This is a genomic window from Thermogutta terrifontis (assembly GCF_002277955.1).
In the GTDB taxonomy this organism is placed as follows: domain Bacteria; phylum Planctomycetota; class Planctomycetia; order Pirellulales; family Thermoguttaceae; genus Thermogutta; species Thermogutta terrifontis.
In genome coordinates this window covers 2,561,379-2,578,817 of the sequence record NZ_CP018477.1, presented here as the reverse complement: position 1 = coordinate 2,578,817, position 17,439 = coordinate 2,561,379, and the positions used below count along the sequence as shown (strand labels likewise).

Annotated in this window: 14 protein-coding genes; 6 read left to right on the top strand and 8 right to left on the bottom strand. The window is 56.3% G+C overall.

Features of this window, described 5'->3' with window-relative positions; genetic code table 11:
- Positions 1 to 146: 146 nt before the first annotated feature.
- The 4 genes from THTE_RS09545 to THTE_RS09530 all read right to left on the bottom strand — a co-directional run bounded on the left by THTE_RS09545 (position 147) and on the right by THTE_RS09530 (position 5,171).
- Complete coding sequence (locus THTE_RS09545; RefSeq protein WP_095415225.1) at positions 147 to 1,301, bottom strand: FG-GAP repeat domain-containing protein; 1,155 nt, start codon at positions 1,299 to 1,301, stop codon at positions 147 to 149.
- Positions 1,302 to 1,324: 23 nt separating this feature from the next.
- On the bottom strand, positions 1,325 to 2,719 hold the full coding sequence (locus tag THTE_RS09540) for a Gfo/Idh/MocA family protein (protein ID WP_095415224.1): 1,395 nt from the start codon (positions 2,717 to 2,719) through the stop codon (positions 1,325 to 1,327).
- Positions 2,720 to 2,942: 223 nt separating this feature from the next.
- A complete protein-coding gene (locus THTE_RS09535; protein WP_095415223.1) occupies positions 2,943 to 4,043 on the bottom strand; it encodes an IS630 family transposase in 1,101 nt (366 codons plus the stop codon).
- Between the two features lie 135 nt (positions 4,044 to 4,178).
- On the bottom strand, positions 4,179 to 5,171 hold the full coding sequence (locus tag THTE_RS09530) for a 3'-5' exoribonuclease YhaM family protein (RefSeq protein ID WP_095415222.1): 993 nt from the start codon (positions 5,169 to 5,171) through the stop codon (positions 4,179 to 4,181).
- Between the two features lie 772 nt (positions 5,172 to 5,943).
- Here THTE_RS09530 and THTE_RS09525 point away from each other — a divergent pair.
- Entirely contained in the window at positions 5,944 to 7,716 is a 1,773-nt protein-coding gene (locus THTE_RS09525; protein ID WP_095415221.1) for a proline--tRNA ligase, read from the top strand.
- Positions 7,717 to 7,979: 263 nt separating this feature from the next.
- Here THTE_RS09525 and THTE_RS09520 read toward each other — a convergent pair whose 3' ends face one another.
- The 3 genes from THTE_RS09520 to THTE_RS09510 all read right to left on the bottom strand — a co-directional run bounded on the left by THTE_RS09520 (position 7,980) and on the right by THTE_RS09510 (position 11,508).
- A complete protein-coding gene (locus tag THTE_RS09520) occupies positions 7,980 to 8,993 on the bottom strand; it encodes a YhdH/YhfP family quinone oxidoreductase (protein WP_095415220.1) in 1,014 nt (337 codons plus the stop codon).
- Between the two features lie 193 nt (positions 8,994 to 9,186).
- On the bottom strand, positions 9,187 to 9,978 hold the full coding sequence (gene dapB, locus THTE_RS09515; protein ID WP_095415219.1) for a 4-hydroxy-tetrahydrodipicolinate reductase: 792 nt from the start codon (positions 9,976 to 9,978) through the stop codon (positions 9,187 to 9,189).
- 192 nt (positions 9,979 to 10,170) lie between these two features.
- Positions 10,171 to 11,508: a threonine synthase gene (locus THTE_RS09510; protein ID WP_237260112.1), complete on the bottom strand. Its 1,338-nt coding sequence runs from the start codon at positions 11,506 to 11,508 to the stop codon at positions 10,171 to 10,173.
- A 471-nt stretch (positions 11,509 to 11,979) separates the two neighbouring features.
- Here THTE_RS09510 and THTE_RS09505 point away from each other — a divergent pair, with 471 nt between their 5' ends.
- Complete coding sequence (locus THTE_RS09505) at positions 11,980 to 13,716, top strand: SpoIIE family protein phosphatase (RefSeq protein ID WP_095415218.1); 1,737 nt, start codon at positions 11,980 to 11,982, stop codon at positions 13,714 to 13,716.
- A gap of 21 nt (positions 13,717 to 13,737) precedes the next feature.
- On the opposite strand, the gene THTE_RS09500 is transcribed toward THTE_RS09505, so the two are convergent.
- Positions 13,738 to 14,523 (bottom strand): 2-phosphosulfolactate phosphatase, encoded by a 786-nt coding sequence (locus THTE_RS09500; RefSeq protein ID WP_095415217.1) that lies wholly within the window; start codon positions 14,521 to 14,523, stop codon positions 13,738 to 13,740.
- Between the two features lie 373 nt (positions 14,524 to 14,896).
- Here THTE_RS09500 and THTE_RS18540 point away from each other — a divergent pair, with 373 nt between their 5' ends.
- From THTE_RS18540 to THTE_RS09485, 4 genes are all read left to right on the top strand, one after another.
- On the top strand, positions 14,897 to 15,031 hold the full coding sequence (locus THTE_RS18540) for a hypothetical protein (protein ID WP_257789932.1): 135 nt from the start codon (positions 14,897 to 14,899) through the stop codon (positions 15,029 to 15,031).
- Complete coding sequence (gene ubiE / locus THTE_RS09495; RefSeq protein WP_095415216.1) at positions 15,013 to 15,756, top strand: bifunctional demethylmenaquinone methyltransferase/2-methoxy-6-polyprenyl-1,4-benzoquinol methylase UbiE; 744 nt, start codon at positions 15,013 to 15,015, stop codon at positions 15,754 to 15,756. The genes THTE_RS18540 and ubiE overlap by 19 nt, the downstream gene beginning before the upstream one ends.
- The gene (locus THTE_RS09490) at positions 15,753 to 16,439 is read left to right on the top strand and encodes a UbiX family flavin prenyltransferase (RefSeq protein WP_095415215.1); all 687 of its coding nucleotides are present in this window, start codon (positions 15,753 to 15,755) and stop codon (positions 16,437 to 16,439) included. Before ubiE ends, THTE_RS09490 begins: the two co-directional genes overlap by 4 nt.
- A gap of 99 nt (positions 16,440 to 16,538) precedes the next feature.
- Positions 16,539 to 17,426: a 4-hydroxybenzoate octaprenyltransferase gene (locus THTE_RS09485; RefSeq protein WP_095415214.1), complete on the top strand. Its 888-nt coding sequence runs from the start codon at positions 16,539 to 16,541 to the stop codon at positions 17,424 to 17,426.
- Positions 17,427 to 17,439: the final 13 nt, after the last annotated feature.

The window sequence follows — 17,439 nt, the reverse complement described above, 5'->3', positions numbered from 1 at the left end:
CCCACCGGCGCGGCCGATTTCTTTCGCCGATTCTTTCTGTTGTGCAACAGCGTTCTGACAAAACACCGCTTTTGTCCCGAGCCGCGACAACACCCCCAGGAGAACTCCATGAGATTTCCCACTGCGGGGAAGGCAACTTTCCCATGTTACTTCGTAGGATTAATCAAAATCCCCACAAAGGGGGCATGATGATGGTAGGGTTTAACGATAATGTCCAAATCGCCGTCACCATCGACGTCGGCGAGGCGCCCTTCGTGGATGCCCTGCCCCCGGTGAATCACCTCTTCGCGAAAATTCCCTTTGCCGTTACCCCACCACACAATCACGCGAGCATCCTCGCCGGCACCGGGGCTTCCCATCTCTCCAATCATGATGTCAAGATGGCCGTCAAGGTTGAGGTCGCCAATTTCGCATGTGTGGCCATGACGAACGGCTCCCAGCGCGTGAACCCGCCATTGCTCGCCGTCCCACTCGTACCATTTGGCATCCCCATCGGCATCGCCTGGAGAAAAGACTACCTCTGCGAAACCGCCCGGGATGAGCTGGCCTGCGGCGCACTGCGTGAACCGCATATTGTCGTCAATTGTGTGGGCGACGAACTCTCCATTTTTGTATTTAAACCATAGGCCTCCGCCCACGATGTCGATGTGCCCGTCGCCATCCAAATCAACCGGCTGGGACGGAAAACCCTCGTATTCTGGACCGGCAGTCCAGCGGAAGATTGCTCGGTAAGGCCAGTCGCCTGACGAGTGCACACTCTCTGGAATTTCGAAAAGCAACAAACACCGGGCACCCTGGTTCCAGCTTACAAGTTCAGCGTGACCGTCGCCATCAAAATCCCCAACCGTTTGGTCGTGGTGCTTCTTTCCACCGGTTGTCTTAATCGGCCGCCGGACCCAGGGACTGTTGAAGTTTGGAAAAGGATTCTCCCACCACCAGATTTCTGAGCCGCTTGCATCCTGCCCCAAGATGAGATCGAGGTCTCCGTCACGATCGACGTCAAATGCGACGCCACCAGCCTCCGGCCGGAGATGGGAGTCATCAACCACAACTCGCTGCCATCCTGTGTCTGTGTTGCGGAAGAGCACGACCGAGGGAGCCTGCGTTCTTTCTCCGACCACGAAGTCGATCCTTCCATCGCCGTCGAAGTCGCCCGGCACGAGGCACGTTTGTTGATCTCCCGCGTTGGGTCGTGGAAGATCGCCGGTTTGACTGCTGATCAGGCGCCAACCATCGGCGGCCCCGAGAGCGCCGGTGCAAATCCCCCATACGGCAAGGAGTGCGGGAAAGACTTTACGCATGGCTTGACCTCACGAAAACAAAATTATTCCATGCCTATCTCCCATCCTTTACGCCGCTCTCTTCGAAGCGCAGCGTTGGCTGCCGGATGGTTAACAATTTCCCCTCGTTTCGGGTCGTATTCCAGCTCTTCCTCTGGGAACAGCGTAGCGACGTTGCCGAGCATGAGAAATTCGGTGAGCGGACCGGAATAGCCGAAGTGCGACATCGTCCGCCCACGCCCTTTGCAGGCCGCCGTCCATTCCCTTTCGTGGCTCCCTCCTCGAGGAAGGACTTGAGGTGGACCTTCCTGCTCTGATGTGCGACCTGATGGCAACAAAACAAATGTTGAGTTGTGCCCTGTGGCATGGATCTTTTGTTGCGTCCCGCAGATGAGACAGCCTGCATGATCCTCCCATTTCTTATTGCCGGCGTCACCCCAATCCAGTTTCTTCCCCATGAGCTCCTCGACATGGGCTCGCCGTCCAGGTGCGCCGGCGCCGTTGAACCACTCAAAGCGGACAGGAGGAAGCTCACCTCGCGCCGGTATTTGCCAGCGAACGATTTCCCACTGGGGGAAAGCATGCTGTGTTCGGTTGTGCACCTCGGCCACCACACGGATGCGGCCTTCACTACCAGAGTGCCACAGTGAGTCGATTCTCAAGCCCATGAAGGCCATATTTGCCGAGTGCGACGCCCAGTTCCCGAGGTTGCCGGTAGCAAAATCCCGCCACGCATGCCAGTTCAGCCACTGTTCGTGGAACGGCCGATATGCAGCAGGTCCCAGCCAAACGTCCCAATCGAGGTAATCAGGAACAGGTTGTTCACCGGTGGGCAACGGTCGTTCGCCCGACCCACCGCTGTCTTTCCAGACGTACACCTCGTGGACATGGCCGATGGCCCCCGTTTGGACGAGTTCCACTCCCCGGCGAAATGCATGGGTTGCGGTTCCCTGATTCCCCATTTGTGTCACGACACCAAACCGATCAGCGGCTTCCCGGAGCACACGAGCTTCCCATACATCGTGGGTAAGAGGCTTCTCACAGTAGACGTGCTTCTTGAGGCTCATGGCCGTGTAAGAGATCATGGCGTGATTATGGTCCGGCACGGCCACCACAACCGCATCGATGCGGTTGGCCACGGTGTCGAACATCCGCCGAAAATCTCTAAACTTGGGGACGGAGGGGAATTTCGCGAAAGCGCTTGCGGCGCGGCGTTCGTTGACGTCGCAGAGAGCTACCACATTCTCGCCAATCTGGGGAATCGCCTCCACAAACCAGGATCCACGTCCGGATACGCCGACCAGGGCGATGTTGAGACGGTCATTGGCCTGATACGTGGTTGCGCTCGCCGCAGACTTTAAGATGGTCACCCCAGAGACGCTCAGCCCGGCACGGGACACCAGGGCCAAAAAATTGCGACGACTAACACGGCGACCCATCTCTCAATCCTCCCCTAAACACTGAAATGGCGAAGCTGATCACCGACGGCGATCAGTGTAATACTCCCCGGTGCCAGTTACAAGCGTGTGCAAGAGATCGCTGGCCGATAGACTGATTCCGCATCGCGACGAACACTGGAAAAGAGCGGGCCTGTGTTCGATGCCTTGGGGCACGACTTGTGGATCGTCTAGTGCCCTTTCCGGTCGAACAGTTTCGCGCGTGTTAGGCTGCTGCGCGGCAGGTGGATGGGGCGTTTCTTCGGAGGGAGGATCGCCAAGGCTCGACGGCTATCGCACGGCGGCCGTTGCGCCAAGCCAAATACCTCCGGATAGCTTGCTCCTGTTCTTCATGACTCCGATAGTCGCTATTGTCCAGGGCAAACTTCTTCAGTCCCGTGAACTGGCACTCGATCCGATTCAGCCATGACGCATTGGACGGGGTAAGGTAAAACTTCACATTGTTCGCCCGGGCCCATGCCCAGACCTCTTCCTTCAGATGGGGACTGTAGTTGTCCATCACGATGTGTAACGTTTCGCTCTGCGGGTAACGCCGCCGGAGCCACCGGAGAAATCGCAAGAACTCGATCCAGGTTTTCCGGCTGTAGAACCGGCCCAACAACGTGCCCGTTTCCAGGTCGTAGGCCGCCAGGAAATGGCGAACTCCACTGGTGCGGCGGTAGGTGGCTCGCAAACGCTCGACCCGCTTGGTCCCCGCTTTGGCCAGGCAACGGCCATGGCGTGGCTGGAGATTCAGGGGGCCAAACTCATCGACGCAAATCCGCCGACCCACCGCCGGCCGACGCTGGTAAAGTCGGCGAATTCGCCGGTATTTAGGCCAAAACTCCGGGTCCGTTGACTCCTTCCACGTCTTGGTCCGCCGCCAGCGAATGCCACAACGCTTCAGCAACGTGCGCAGCCACTCCAAGCTGATGTACGCAACGATCTTCTGGCTCACCAGATACTCCCGCAACTTGCTCAGCGACCATTGTGTCATCCCGATCAAGGCCTTCGGCGAGGAAAGGGCCACCTCGACGATCTGCTCGACCACCTCGGCGAGGAATTTGCGTGGGCTGCCACCAGCCTGGTAGTACGGATGCCAACTGATCGCCTCCAGCCCGCCTTGGTTAAAGCGGTGAATGATCCGTCGCACCCACTGCGGCGTGCAGTCGACCCGCTGGGCAATTTCGCGGTTGCGAACCCCGCCGGCGGAGAGCAGCACAATCCGCGCATGACGGCTATTGACATGATTAGACAATTGTCGTTTCATTCTATGGAGCTCTTGTCGCTCGTAGCAGGTGATCGGGCGAACATGAACCTTGTCCATTTTCCGGTCTCCACGTCATTGAGAGTCTTTTTGAACCACGCGACGTGGAGACCCTTTTTGTCTAAACTCCCCGAATTCTCCAAGACCAATTCTTGCCCCTACCAAAAACGCGAAACTCCCGAACCGGAAGGGGCACTAGGTCTGGTGATCTCCGGGGGCTGCCCAGCCTGAGCCTTTGTAGAATTTCCGATTGAGCACCGAGCAATAGGAAGTCCACGTTCCATCCGGGAGCGGGTCGCTTTGGATCCTCTCCAGGCATGCTGCCATTCTCGAGTCCAAATAGTCCAGGCAGTGGAGCGCCACTGCTTCAGGAGTCATTGGAAGTCGAAAACTTCCAAATTCGTACTCCCCGTGATGGCTCAGGATCATATGCTTCAGACGAAGCCGCAACTCGCTGGGAAACTGTTCCCCGACCAACTCTTCTGCTTTGGGAATTGCCTCATTGAGCATCTCCAATCCAAGGGCTAGGTGGCCCACCAGTTGACCTTCATCCGTGTAATTGGATTCAAAATCGGCAGCCAGCTCAGCGGTTTTTCCAATATCGTGGAGAAACACCCCTACCAGCAGAAGATCCCGATTGACCGCCGGATACAGCAGGACCATGGTCTGTGCGAGTTCCAGCATGGTCACCAGATGAACCACAAGTCCTCCCGGATAAGCGTGGTGGAAGCTGATTCCGGCCGGGACCTTGGCGAGCTTCGCCATGAACCCCTCATCGGTAAGAAAGACCTCCAAGAGCGCTCTTAGATGCGGATTTTCCACGGAGCGAAGAATCTGGGCTAAATAGTTAAGGTTCTGGTCCAGCTTCTGCTGGGTCAGCGGAAGGAAATCGGCAGGGTCCACTTCCTCGGCCGCCACCGGTTTCACTCGAGACAGAATAATTTGGAGATTCCCTTGATAAACCTGGGTCACGCCTTCCACTCGGACATAACCACCGGGAACGACGCGCTCAAGGAGGCTCTGGTCGGCGTTCCACAGCCGAGCGTCCACGGAACCCGTGCGATCCGACAATCTCATCTGAAGATACAAAACCCCGTTGCGATTGGGCCGCAGTTGACGGCTCGAGACGAGGTAGATCTCATTCACACTTTCTTCCGGCCGAAGATGACTGACAAATTTTCGAGTCATTGGCTCCGCCTTGCAGTTTCTCAACATTTACAAGCCAGTGGACCGTGAAAGAAAAACCCGGACCAAAAGTCAGCGGGCAGCGAAGTGCCGATATTGGCCAAGCCCTCCGTTTGCTGGCTTTTCCTGCCGGGGGAATCCCTCAGTGTAGAGGAGGCATTCCCGGGTGGTCAACCCACGTGACTTCCGACTCATTCCCTCGTCCGCACTTTTCCACTGCAAACGGGGACGGGAACGCGGACCCCCACAGGAGTTCGCTTGGGAGCGAGATTCAACCGGAGCGACCTACTTCTCAGGTGCGCTCGTAAACCTTGGTTGGCCCAACTCCAATTCATCGGGCACGATAAGCGTGCCCCTTCGAAGGATTTCTTCAAGAAACCCGCTTGTCAGGTCACGTTCCAACGCTTGGATTATCCATTTGACTGAGTGGCTCCAACTGCTTGGTTCAGTTGCTGTTTCAACGGTAAGGGCAATTCATGAATTGCCCCCACACCACGTGGTGCCCATGGCATGGTATGGATTTTCTGAGAACGGGCATGGCGCAGCCGTGACCTTGTACGAACATCCGCCACTGGTCTAAAATCACATTTTCTTAAGACTCGCCGCGAAGGGGGAGCGATCGAAAAGTACCAACAATTCCTGAGTTTGGTTGTGGAGGTGTTTACGACCGAACTTAGGCCAGGCAAAAAGGCAGTTGCAAAACTGCTGCGTCTAAGAAAATGATCACGATTTTTCGATACTTCATTTGAAAACTTTAACCGAAGGCGATTGTGGCATGTTGTGGTCCAAGACTTTCATCCCAACACTGAAGGAAATCCCCGAGGGCGCTGAAATTCCCAGCCATGTGCTCATGTTACGGGCGGGACTCATCAATCAGGTCATGGCTGGTGCCTACACTTACCTGCCACTGGGACTGCGTGCGCTGCGGAAGGCCGAGCGAATCGTTCGTGAAGAAATGGACGCAGCGGGGGCCGTGGAGTTGCTCATGCCGAGTTTGAGTCCCCTGTCTCTCTGGGAACGAACCGGCCGCGACAAGGCCTTTGGAGACGTTCTCATTCGGGTTGAGTTGAAACGGCAAAACCGGAAGGTGAATTCCGTGCTGGGGCCGACCCACGAAGAAATTGTCACCGATTTAGTGGCCCACCATATTTCGAGCTACCGCCAGCTCCCCATCACGCTCTATCAAATCTCTCCGAAATTCCGCAACGAGGAGCGACCGCGTTTCGGTGTTCTGCGGACCAGCGAGTTCCTCATGAAAGACGCCTACAGTTTCGACACTTCACTGGAAGGCCTCAACCGCAGTTACGAGGCGATGTATCGCGCCTATTGTCGTATTTTTGACCGGTGTTGCCTGGCGTACATTCCGGTGGAGGCCGAAAGTGGTCCCATCGGAGGGGAAGCCAGTCATGAATTCATGGTGCCAGCCAATAACGGTGAGGACAAGATTGTCCACTGCGCTGCGTGCGGTTACGCCGCGAATCTGGAACGTGCCGAGATCGGTCCGCGAAGACCGGAGCAGCCTGCTGTAACGGAACCGGCTCCTTTAGAACGAGTTCCAACTCCCGGTGCCAGCTCGATTGATCAGGTCAGCCGGTTTTTGAACTGTCGTCCCGAGGATTTGATCAAGACACTCATTTATTTGGCTGATGGTCAACCCGTAGCCGTGCTCATCCGCGGAGACCACGAGGCGAATGAGAATAAAATCCGTCGTGCTTTGCGGGCAAAGGAGATCCAGCTCGCGGATCCGGCGACCATCGAACGTGTCACCGGCGCACCGGTGGGATTCGCAGGTCCTGTAGGACTTAAGGAAAAGCTCACGATTATCGCGGATTATGATATTCAGTTCATGCGCAACGCGATCACGGGGGCGAATGAAGCTGACACCCACCTGAAGGGGGTCAATCTTGGACGGGATTTCAACGTTGAGCGTTTCGCGGACCTTCGTTGTGCCCAGGATAACGACCCCTGCCCCCGGTGCAGCGGGATCCTTCGGCTCAGGCCGGCCATCGAGGTGGGTCACGTATTCAAGCTGGGGACGAAATACTCAGAAGCTCTCTCCGCCCGCTTTCTCGATCCCAGCGAGCAACTTAAGCCGATTATAATGGGCTGCTACGGTATCGGCATTAATCGCATTCTCGCAGCTCTCATCGAGACTACTCACGATGAAAACGGTATCATCTGGCCGGTGGCACTGGCACCCTACGAGGTGGTCATTGTGCCTGTGAATGTGGCCGATGAAAAATCGCGCGAAGCGGCATTCCAGCTTTATAATGCCTTCCAAAAAGAGAATATCGAGGTCATTCTGGATGACCGGGATGTCAGGGCCGGGGTCAAGTTTAAAGATGTCGATCTCATCGGATTTCCGATGCGCGTGGTGGTGGGTGAGCGAGGTCTCGCGCAGGGAAATGTCGAGGTGAAATGGCGTTGGGAGAAGGCCCCGCAGCTCATGCCCCTGGACAAGGTTGTTGCGGAAGTTTCCGCGTGGATTCGCGAAGAAAGGGAAACCGGTGCTCGGTTTAAGGCTGCTTTGTACGGCAGCAACGGATGAAAAGTGGGACAAAATCGTCGTGTTTTCTTCCTTGATTGTTAGGCCCCATCTTACCGTATTACGCCGATTATCGCGGTGGTAGGGAAAGTTCTCAGGAAGGTGAGCGGGGAAAAGAGGCAGGATCATTCATAGGCCGGGAACCACTGTTAGGTCAAACCGTCCAGGAACGGAGCACGGTTCGGTCGTGGGTACGTTTTGGGCAGTTGACAGCTTTAAATTGCGCGCGGGAGTGACGGTGACGGGTGCCGGAGCGACACATGGATTTATCGCTTGAGCGGCACGCGGGATCCGCCAACCTCAACGACGATTCGTCCCATCACTTCCCCATTAAGAATTCGGTCGAACCACATCGGCAAGTCTTTGAGCGGGACCATCGTCCGGAGTCGATCAAGCTTTTCGATTCGCCAGGGTCCGGCAAACCTTTCCCAAATGGCCGCCTTTTTTGCCAGGGGTTGCCAGGCTGCATCGATTCCCGCAAGCGTAACACCACGCAGGATGAATGGATAGACCGTCATTCGGAGGTGAGCACCACCCGCCAGACCACATGCAGCCACGCAACCAGAATGTTTCGTGGCGCGGAGAATACTGGAGAGCATGTCGCCCCCTACAGTATCCACCCCGCCGGCCCAGCGACCGGATAGCAGGGGTTTTTCAGGATCGGCCAGCACAGCCTCGCGGCCCACAACGGACCCGGCTCCGAGTTCGCGTAACAACTCATGGGCATGGGCCTTTCCCGTCACGGCAACGACGTCAAATCCCAGCTTGCCTAAAATCGCCACAGCAATTGACCCGACTCCCCCTGATGCCCCCGAAACGACAATCTGTCCTTTTTCCGTGCTGATGCCATGGCTGAGAAGAGCATCCACGCAGAGACCTGCTGTAAGGCCTGCCGTCCCCAGTGTCATGGCGTCGACGAAGTCCAAACCTTTCGGCAGCGGAAGTACCCAATCGGCGGGGACGCGGACGAACTCCGCGTAGCCGCCCCACCGCTCCGCTCCCAATTCGTATCCGGTAACGATCACCGGGTCACCCGGCACAAACTCGTAGACCCCGCTCTCCTCCACGGCTCCAGCAACATCAATTCCGGGCACGTGTGGGAATTTCTTGACAATGCCCGGATGGCCTCGGGCGGCAAGTGCATCCTTGTAATTGAGCGACGAATAGGCCACCCGAATTACCACTTCTCCCGGCGGAAGTTGTGAGGATTGTGCCCGTCCAATGGATATACAAGTCTGCCCGTCGCTCGACTTGGTGACAAAAAGCGCTTCAAAATCCATAAAGACTCCGGGATGACAAAGTTGTGCTGGCACAATCGGAAGATTGTCTTGTGCTGTCTCCCTCGGCAGGGTCGGACGTCCGGTCGAGAGGCTGTTTTTCCCTTGTGATGGCAATCGCGGTCCGCATACTCTGGGAATTCCCCGCGAACCGTCGTCGATGAACATACAACAAATAACGGACTACCAAGGGACGTCAGAGCCCAAGTACGTCTCGCATTCCGTAAAGCCCTGGCGGCTGTTTGACCACGAACCGGGCAGCGGCCAGGGCTCCCTTGGCGTACGCATCCCTGTTGGTTGCGCGCACCGTGATTTCCAGCGTTTCGCCAAGCAAACCGAAGATAATCGTGTGCTCCCCCGGGTTGTCTCCCACTCGCACAGCGTGGTAGCCGATTTCCTCGTGCGGTCTCCGGCCCGGACGTCCCTGGCGTCCATGACGATGGACAATTTGGCCCATGATTTGAGAGATCAAATTCCCGAACTGTAGCGCGGTCCCACTTGGGGCATCTTCCTTAAAGCGATGGTGGCGTTCAATGATCTCGACGTCCGCATCCTTGTCTTTGAGAGCCTCGGCAGCCATCTGGCACAGCTTCATCGCGACGTTGACCGCGAGGCTCATATTTGGGGAACGAATGACCGGTACAAATTCCGCCAGCTCTACAAGGGCGCGCTCTTGCTCGGGTGTGATTCCCGTGGTGGCAAAGACAAGAGCGAGACGGTTGTTGCGACATGTCCTGACGACACTGTCAAACCCACTGACGTGGGAAAAATCAATCAACACGTCCGCCTTCCCTTGAAATTCCGCTGACAGCGGAACGCCTAGAGGCTCACGCCCCGCTACAACTCCCGCGTCTTGTCCCAGTTTGGGATGATTGGGAGCTTCCAGAGCCCCAACAATGGCGAGATCGGGCTCCTCCGCGGCGAGAGTAATCACCCGTTGTCCCATCCGACCGGCCGCCCCTGAGACGACAACACGTATCTTCTCCATAATCTTCCCTTCGCGGTTCTAGAAACTCCTCACGAAACTCTGTTGAGCAACCCGTTTTCCCGTACAGGCCTGTGAGATCTCTGAAAGTTCTCCCTGCAACTCAGCGCTCACTCTGCAAAACCAGAATGCAATAAACTACAGAAAACAGGTATGTTCGCGCGAACTCGCTTTTCGTTTGCTTTTGCGATAGGTTCACCCGTACAGATGAATGGCCTTGATGATTTCGTTCAAATCATTGGCCACCGTCACCGCGCGATTGGCGAAGGTGGCTCTACGGACCCCTCGTTTACCGAGCACCTCGTTAAACATTTGCTGATCCGTGGTGTGATAGGCAACTGTCGCGGTTGGATCCTTCAACTGATGTCCGGTGAGGATGCAGACGACCAGCTCGTCTTTCGTGATAACCCCCTCGCTAACTAGTCTTTTGGCACCTGCCACGCTTGCAGCGCTGGCCGGCTCACAGCCCAGACCACCGGCACCAACCTGGGCCTTGGCATCCAGGATTTCCTGATCCGTTACCTCGCGAACGACTCCCTGACAGACTTCCAAGGCCTGTAAACATTTCCAGAGGTTGACGGGTCGATTGATTTCAATGGCGCTGGCAATGGTCGAAGCCCGGCGTCCCTCGCGATCCATTTCTCCGTAAAACTGGGAAAGCTTCTCTCCATCGACCCGGCCCCCGTTCCAGCGGAGGCCCTCACATTCGTAGAGGCGGTAAAGGGTGTTGGCACCAACGGCATTAATGACTGCCAGTCGAGGCACCTTTTTGATCAGCCCGAGATCCCGCAATTCGCGAAAAGCCTTGCCAAAGGCGCTGCTGTTTCCCAGGTTGCCGCCGGGGACGACAATCCAGTCGGGAACCTCCCAGCGAAGGGCTTCCAGCACCCGGAGCATGATCGTCTTCTGCCCTTCCAGCCGAAATGGATTGACACTGTTGACGAGATAGATTCCCAGCGAGCGGCTCACCTCTTGGACTCGCTTCATCGCGTCGTCGAAATCTCCGGCGATTTGAACCGTGAGCGCCCCATAGTCGAGAGCCTGCGCCAACTTTCCATAGGCAATTTTTCCGGAGCCAATGAAAATGATGGCTCGCATCAGGCGCGTCACAGAACAGTAGAGCGCCAGTGACGCGCTGGTGTTTCCGGTCGAAGCGCACGCTGCGCGGGTGGCCCCGACCAATCGGGCATGAGTGAATGCGGCGGCCATTCCGTTGTCTTTGAAACTTCCCGAGGGATTGAGCCCCTCATATTGGAGGAAGAGAGATCCCGGCCGAAGTCCCACATATTCAGCCACCGGATCTGATCTTTGCAGCAGAGTCTGCCCCTCGCCGATGGTCACGCACATTTCGCGGGGGGCAAAAGGCAAAAGGGCGTGGAACCGCCAGACGCCGCTGAAGGAATGGGGATCTGCACGTCGGCACCAATGCTCTTCAAAATCTCGCAGGGCCGTGGGAAGCGGCAGTCTATCCCAATCATAGGCCACTTCCAGCAGCCCGCCGCACTTTGGACAAGCAATATGTGTTTCGTCCACGGCAAAGGTGGCTGCACATTGAGGAAATATGCATCGTTGGTAGGCGGCATCTGAACGAGCGATGGCAGACACTCCTTCTCAAACCGCGATCTGTGTGCGACACATTCCGGGAACCATGTCCAACACAGCGGGAAAATCGGTTTTTAATCCCGATTCTGCCAAAACGCAAGGCCGGCAGGCAAGGGAGGTACCGGGACGGCAGGAGATGTGGTGACCCCACGAGCCGAGGCAAGCTCGGCTGCGGTACTATCGGCTCTCGTCGAGCCAATTGAAGTAAAGAAAATAGTTATTTCACCGTGAAGGGGTGGGGTTGGTCCGACTGCCGAGCGGCAAGGGGGCTGTGCCGGCCAAGCCCCGAGTTTGGCTGGCTCATCAATCGACAGCAGATTGCCATTCTGGTAGAAAAGCCCGTCTTCGGGGATAATAAACCCCCGGAGTGAGGCTTGTCCGATTCCTACAAGGTATTTGACTATGGCTGAATTGCGTCAAATTGAAGGTCCCGACCGGGGGCGCGTTTTTCCCATCGATGCTGATTGCGTCGTTCTGGGACGGCATCCGCACTGCAATATTGTCCTAGACATTGGTGCTGTAAGCCGACAGCACGCGCAAATCGTGAGGACCCCCACCGGCTATTTTGTGGAGGATCTGAACAGTCGCAACGGGACCTTCCTTAACGAGCAGAGGCTCCACGGGCGCCGGCCTCTCCGACATGGGGACAGAATCCGCATTTGTGACCTTGTCTTTGTGTTTCATGACGCTCCCTCGAGTACCGGCGAGGGAGGACAGAGCACTCTCACAGAGGCCGCGTGGGTGGAAGACGAAGAGCGTTTTCGGACGGGGTCCACCATTATGTCCCGGCTGGACGCCACCTCCCCGACAAATCGCCTCCAGGTGAACCCCGAGGCGAAATTGCGAGCACTTATGGAAATCAGTCAGAACTTGGGGAAGGCGATCGGGTTGGAGCAGGTTCTGGACAAAGTTTTGCAGAGCCTCCTCAATGTTTTTACCCAGGCGGATCGCGGCTTCGTCATTCTGCGAGACCAGAGCACCGGAAAGTTGATTCCGCGAGCGGTTCGTTCACGACGACCAGAGGATCAGGAGAATCTGCGAATCAGCAAGACGATTGTCAATGCCGTCGTGCAGAGCAAGCAGGCTGTCCTGTCGGCTGATGTGGCCACCGATTCGCGTTTCGACCTCAGCCAGAGTATTGCGGATTTTCCCATTCACTCGGTGATGTGCGTTCCTCTCATTGGCAGTGACGGTACTGTCCTGGGAGTGATCCAAATGGACACACGCCAAAGGAGGGCGCGCTTCACACAGGAAGATTTAGAGGTTCTCGTGAGTGTCGCCAGCCTGGTGGCGGTTGTTGTCGAGAACGCCATCCTGCATGAGGTTTCCGTGCGGGAAGAGTTGCTCCGGCGGGAACTCGCGCTTGCTCACCAGGTTCAGCAAGGATTTTTGCCGTCCTCGCCTCCCAAAATTGATAATTATGAGTTCTTTGACCATTATGACCCTGCGCATGAAATTGGTGGCGATTACTTTGATTACGTATCCCTTCCCGCCAAGCGACTCGCGATTGTCCTGGCCGATGTTTCCGGAAAAGGGATTGCAGCGGCTTTGCTCATGGCGAAACTCTCGGCCGAAATGCGGTATTGCTTGGTGAGCGAGGGAAGTCCCCAGGCGGCCCTGAAACGTCTCAACAACATTTTCTGCAGCGAGCGGTGGGAAGATCGCTTTATCACAATGATTTTGGCCATTCTCGATCCGATCACACACCGATTTTGGCTTGTCAACGCGGGCCATTATCCGGCAATCCTTCGGAGGGCCGACGGAAGAATTGAGATTCTTGGTGAGACCAACGCCGGATTGCCCATTGGGGATCCAAAAAATGGAGAATATGTCGCTGAAACTGGAGTATTCGAACCCGGGGATGTTCTCGTCCTTTACACGGATGGCATGCTCGATGCCCTCAATGAATTTGGCGAGAGCTTCGGCCAGGATCGCTTGCTGGAGGTCATTCGACAGACATCGGGTCCAGTCACGGAAATCGGAAATGCTTTGGTCAATGCCGTTCACCGTTTTGTGGGTCCACGGGCACAGACCGACGACATCTGCCTTGTGATATTGGGCCGCAGTGCGAATCAGGGTTCCGCTGACCAGTTCTCGGAAGAAGATCACCAGCTGCCTTCTGCCAAGCTGTCTGACTGATTCCGCCACGCCCCGTGGAGATCAGTGACCCACGATAATTCCCGAAGCGGGGTCAAATACGGGAAGACAAGAAAATCTATCCACCCGTGCAGCCTCCAGGATGTCGTGTTCCATCCCCGCAGCGACGAGCTTCTCTCCTGCCCGGCTGCGACGAAGTTGACTGGCGAGAAGTTCCGGAGGCAGAGGCTCAGCTCCCGACACGTACGGTTCCACGAAACTCGCCTGCCAATTCTCCCGAGCGGTCAAGGCCTGGGCGTTCATCTCATATCGGAGTCCACTGCGACGTTCCAGGCGGTCCACCAGATAACCTGCGAAGAGCACGTCGTCGCGGGTTACTTCGCCGTCGGCTCCCGCGCACAACAGGTGAATAGCCGAGGTTTCTTCAAACAACTCTTGCAGCACCCGCGATGCGTTGACGAAGGCCCCTGCGATGACCTTGGAAGCCTTACGACAGCGACGAAAGGCCTGTGTTCCGTTTGTGGTGGTCATGATGACCACAGAGCGAAAGACCCGATCAGGTTGAAATTCCGTCGGTGAATTACCCAGGTCGAACCCTGGGATGGGCAGGCACTCCCTTTCTCCCGCCAGTAAGACATGGGCGTCGGGATCGGTTTGACGCAGCATTTCCGCGAGCCGCTCAGCTTCTTCAACCGTGCCGCACGGAACGACGGCGGTGGCTCCGGCGGCAATGGCATGCACAATCGTTGTGGTCGCCCGAAGAATATCGATGACCACCACGGTGCCCGAGGCGAGCTCCTCCGGTTCCACAAGATCTGGCAAGGCGTAAACATTAATGCGCGGAATCATGGCTTAAGGTAAAGGTATGAGTGCGCGAGCGCAGCGAAACGTGTTCCGGGCCTGGTTAAGCCGTGGTACACACAGCGATGTCATTAACGCACGACCGCCCGTAGGATCCTCCGGATTGGGTCCTATCCATGGGCGTGCGGAACGTTTGGCTACACAATACGGAAAAATTGGACACCGAACAAGACTGGATCGGTGCAGTTTGCTGGCGGGGCAAACTGGGCATGTCCGTTCCAGCGCACCGTCTTGCCGATAACGTTATTTTACCTGGGGGATACAATAACGTATCGGCAACGTATCGGCCATTGGCGAACGGCGCGACCGGCTAAACCGTAACCCATAAGATGCAGGGAAATCCAGAAGGACATCCGTGAAAATGACCATGCCAAGTGGCCTTACGGACGAGTTGCGGCTTCTTAAGGTACGACTTTGGGGAGACGCATCCATTCGCCTGTGGCTGACCGGTAGTTTGGAAAATAAAGAGAGCGATCGATGGGTGGAGTGTCGTTAGAGGTGCAGGATGGTCGTGGGGTGAAGGTGGACAAGCAAGCGGATCGGATCCGCGAAATGTTCGCCGAGATATCCCCCCGGTACGATTTCCTCAACCATTTCCTCTCCTGTGGTCAGGATGTGCTCTGGCGGCGCAAGGTGGCGCAGCTTTTGACAGGCCTTGGACGGGGGCCTGTACTCGATGTGTGTTGTGGTACCGGAGACCTGATCCTCGAGTTTTTTCGCGTGGTCCGACACCAGGTGCCGTTGGTAGGGATTGACTTCTGTCGTTCCATGTTGCGACTGGCGCAAAAGAAAGCTCAGAAAAAAGGGGCAAAAATATGGTTTATTGAGGGTGACGGCTTAACCTTGCCCTTTCCAGAGGATCAATTTGCCACAGTGGCGGTTGCGTTTGGTTTACGCAATATGGCCGACATGCGACGAGGTCTTGCGGAAATGTATCGGGTGTGCCGTCCGGAAGGGCAGGTGGCCGTTCTGGAGTTCACACTCCCCCGTGCCCCCGTGTTTGGGAAGTTCTACCGCTATTATTTCCAATACGTCCTTCCACGGATAGGACAATGGCTGGCACCCAATCGGCACGAAGCCTACGGCTATCTTCCCGCGAGTGTTCTTGAATTTCCGCAGGGCAACTCCCTTTTGCGCGAGATGGAAGCCGCGGGATTAAAACATCTGTGGTATCGTTCGTTTACCTTCGGTGTGGCAACACTCTACGTGGGGACCAAATGAAACGACAAATTGTTGTCGCCATTACCGGTGCAAGCGGGGTGACGTATGCGGTCAGGCTGATCGAAGTTCTTCTGGCGGCCGCCTGCGACGTGCACCTGACCATCAGTCGCGCTGGACGGACGGTGCTCAAGGAGGAACTCGATCTTTCCGTGGACTTGGAAAACTTTGCCCCGGGGATGTTGTTGCTCGACAATGCAGAAAGAGCCGAAGACCCCAAATTAAAGGTCATGCGTGCGATTGCCGGAATTACCGGGGAGTCGAGTCATGTTCTGGCGACCCCGGTGGGCGAACCAGGGCAACTGACGTACTATCACTATAAACGCTTGACAGCCCCTATTGCGAGCGGGTCATTTCCCACACATGGAATGGTAATCTGTCCCTGCTCCATGAGCACCCTGAGCACGATCGTCCATGGGGGAGGTACTAACCTGATCCACCGCGCCGCTGAAGTGCACCTTAAAGAACGACGTAAGCTCATCTTGGTCCCGCGCGAGACCCCCTTGTCACTCATTCATCTACGAAATATGGCGCTGGCGGCCGAAGCTGGTGCTGTGGTCCTCCCGGCGATGCCCGCTTTTTATCACGGGGTGGTGACGGTACGGGACTTGGTCGATTTTATCGTGGCCCGAATTATCGACCAGCTTGGTATTGAAAATGAACTGATTCGTCGGTGGGGAACGTAAGGTTGACGGGGTGAAATCAGCGACTTGGTATTGCGTGCGGTCTGATGACCTCCAACTGTCGCGGAAGGAAAGAAGGTCCTGCAATCGGCAGAATTCGGCATGGAGCGTAAACTCCCAGGAGTTTTCATCACCATTCGTCATTACCTTGAACTGATCCGGTTCAGCCATACGCTTTTTGCGCTGCCATTCGCAGCGCTTTCGGCAGCCATGGCCTGGGCAGAGACACCTTTTCGACTCCGCGATCTGGCAGGATTTCTCCTTTGCATGGTGTTTGCCAGAAGCACAGCGATGGCGTTCAATCGCCTGGTGGATCGGGAAATTGATGCCCGGAATCCGCGGACGGCAATGAGGCACCTGCCGCGGGGGATTCTCACGGTATCCCAGGTGGTCTTGTTCACTGTAATCTGTGGCTTGGGGTTCGTTGTTTCGACTCTGTTGTTTCTCCCGAACATCTGGCCGGTTTTGGGAGCAGGGCCGGTTTTACTGTTTCTCCTGGGATACAGCTACGCCAAACGATTCACCTGGCTCTCTCATTTTTGGCTCGGGACAGCCCTCGCCCTGGCCCCGGTGGCGGCCTGGGTGGCGATCACGGGAAACTTCGCCTGGCCTCCTTTTGTGCTTGCCGGGGCAGTCATTCTTTGGGTAGCGGGGTTCGATATGATTTATGCATGTCAGGATTATGAGTTTGATTGTCAGGCCGGGCTAAAAAGCCTGCCGGCATGGCTGGGAGTGCCCATGGCCCTGCGGTGTGCGGCGATTCTTCATGCAGGGATGGTGATTGTGCTGTCCTGTTTACCGTTAGTTTATTCCCGATTAGGAACTGCGTATTATGCAGGTATCATTGGGATCGCGGGACTGTTGATTTATGAGCATCTGATCGTGCGCCCGACGGACCTCAGCCGCGTCAATGAGGCCTTTTTCCATGTGAACGCAGTCGTCAGTTTGGGACTGTTTGCCGTCGGCGTCTGCGATATTTGGATCCTGTGACAACACTTTGTGC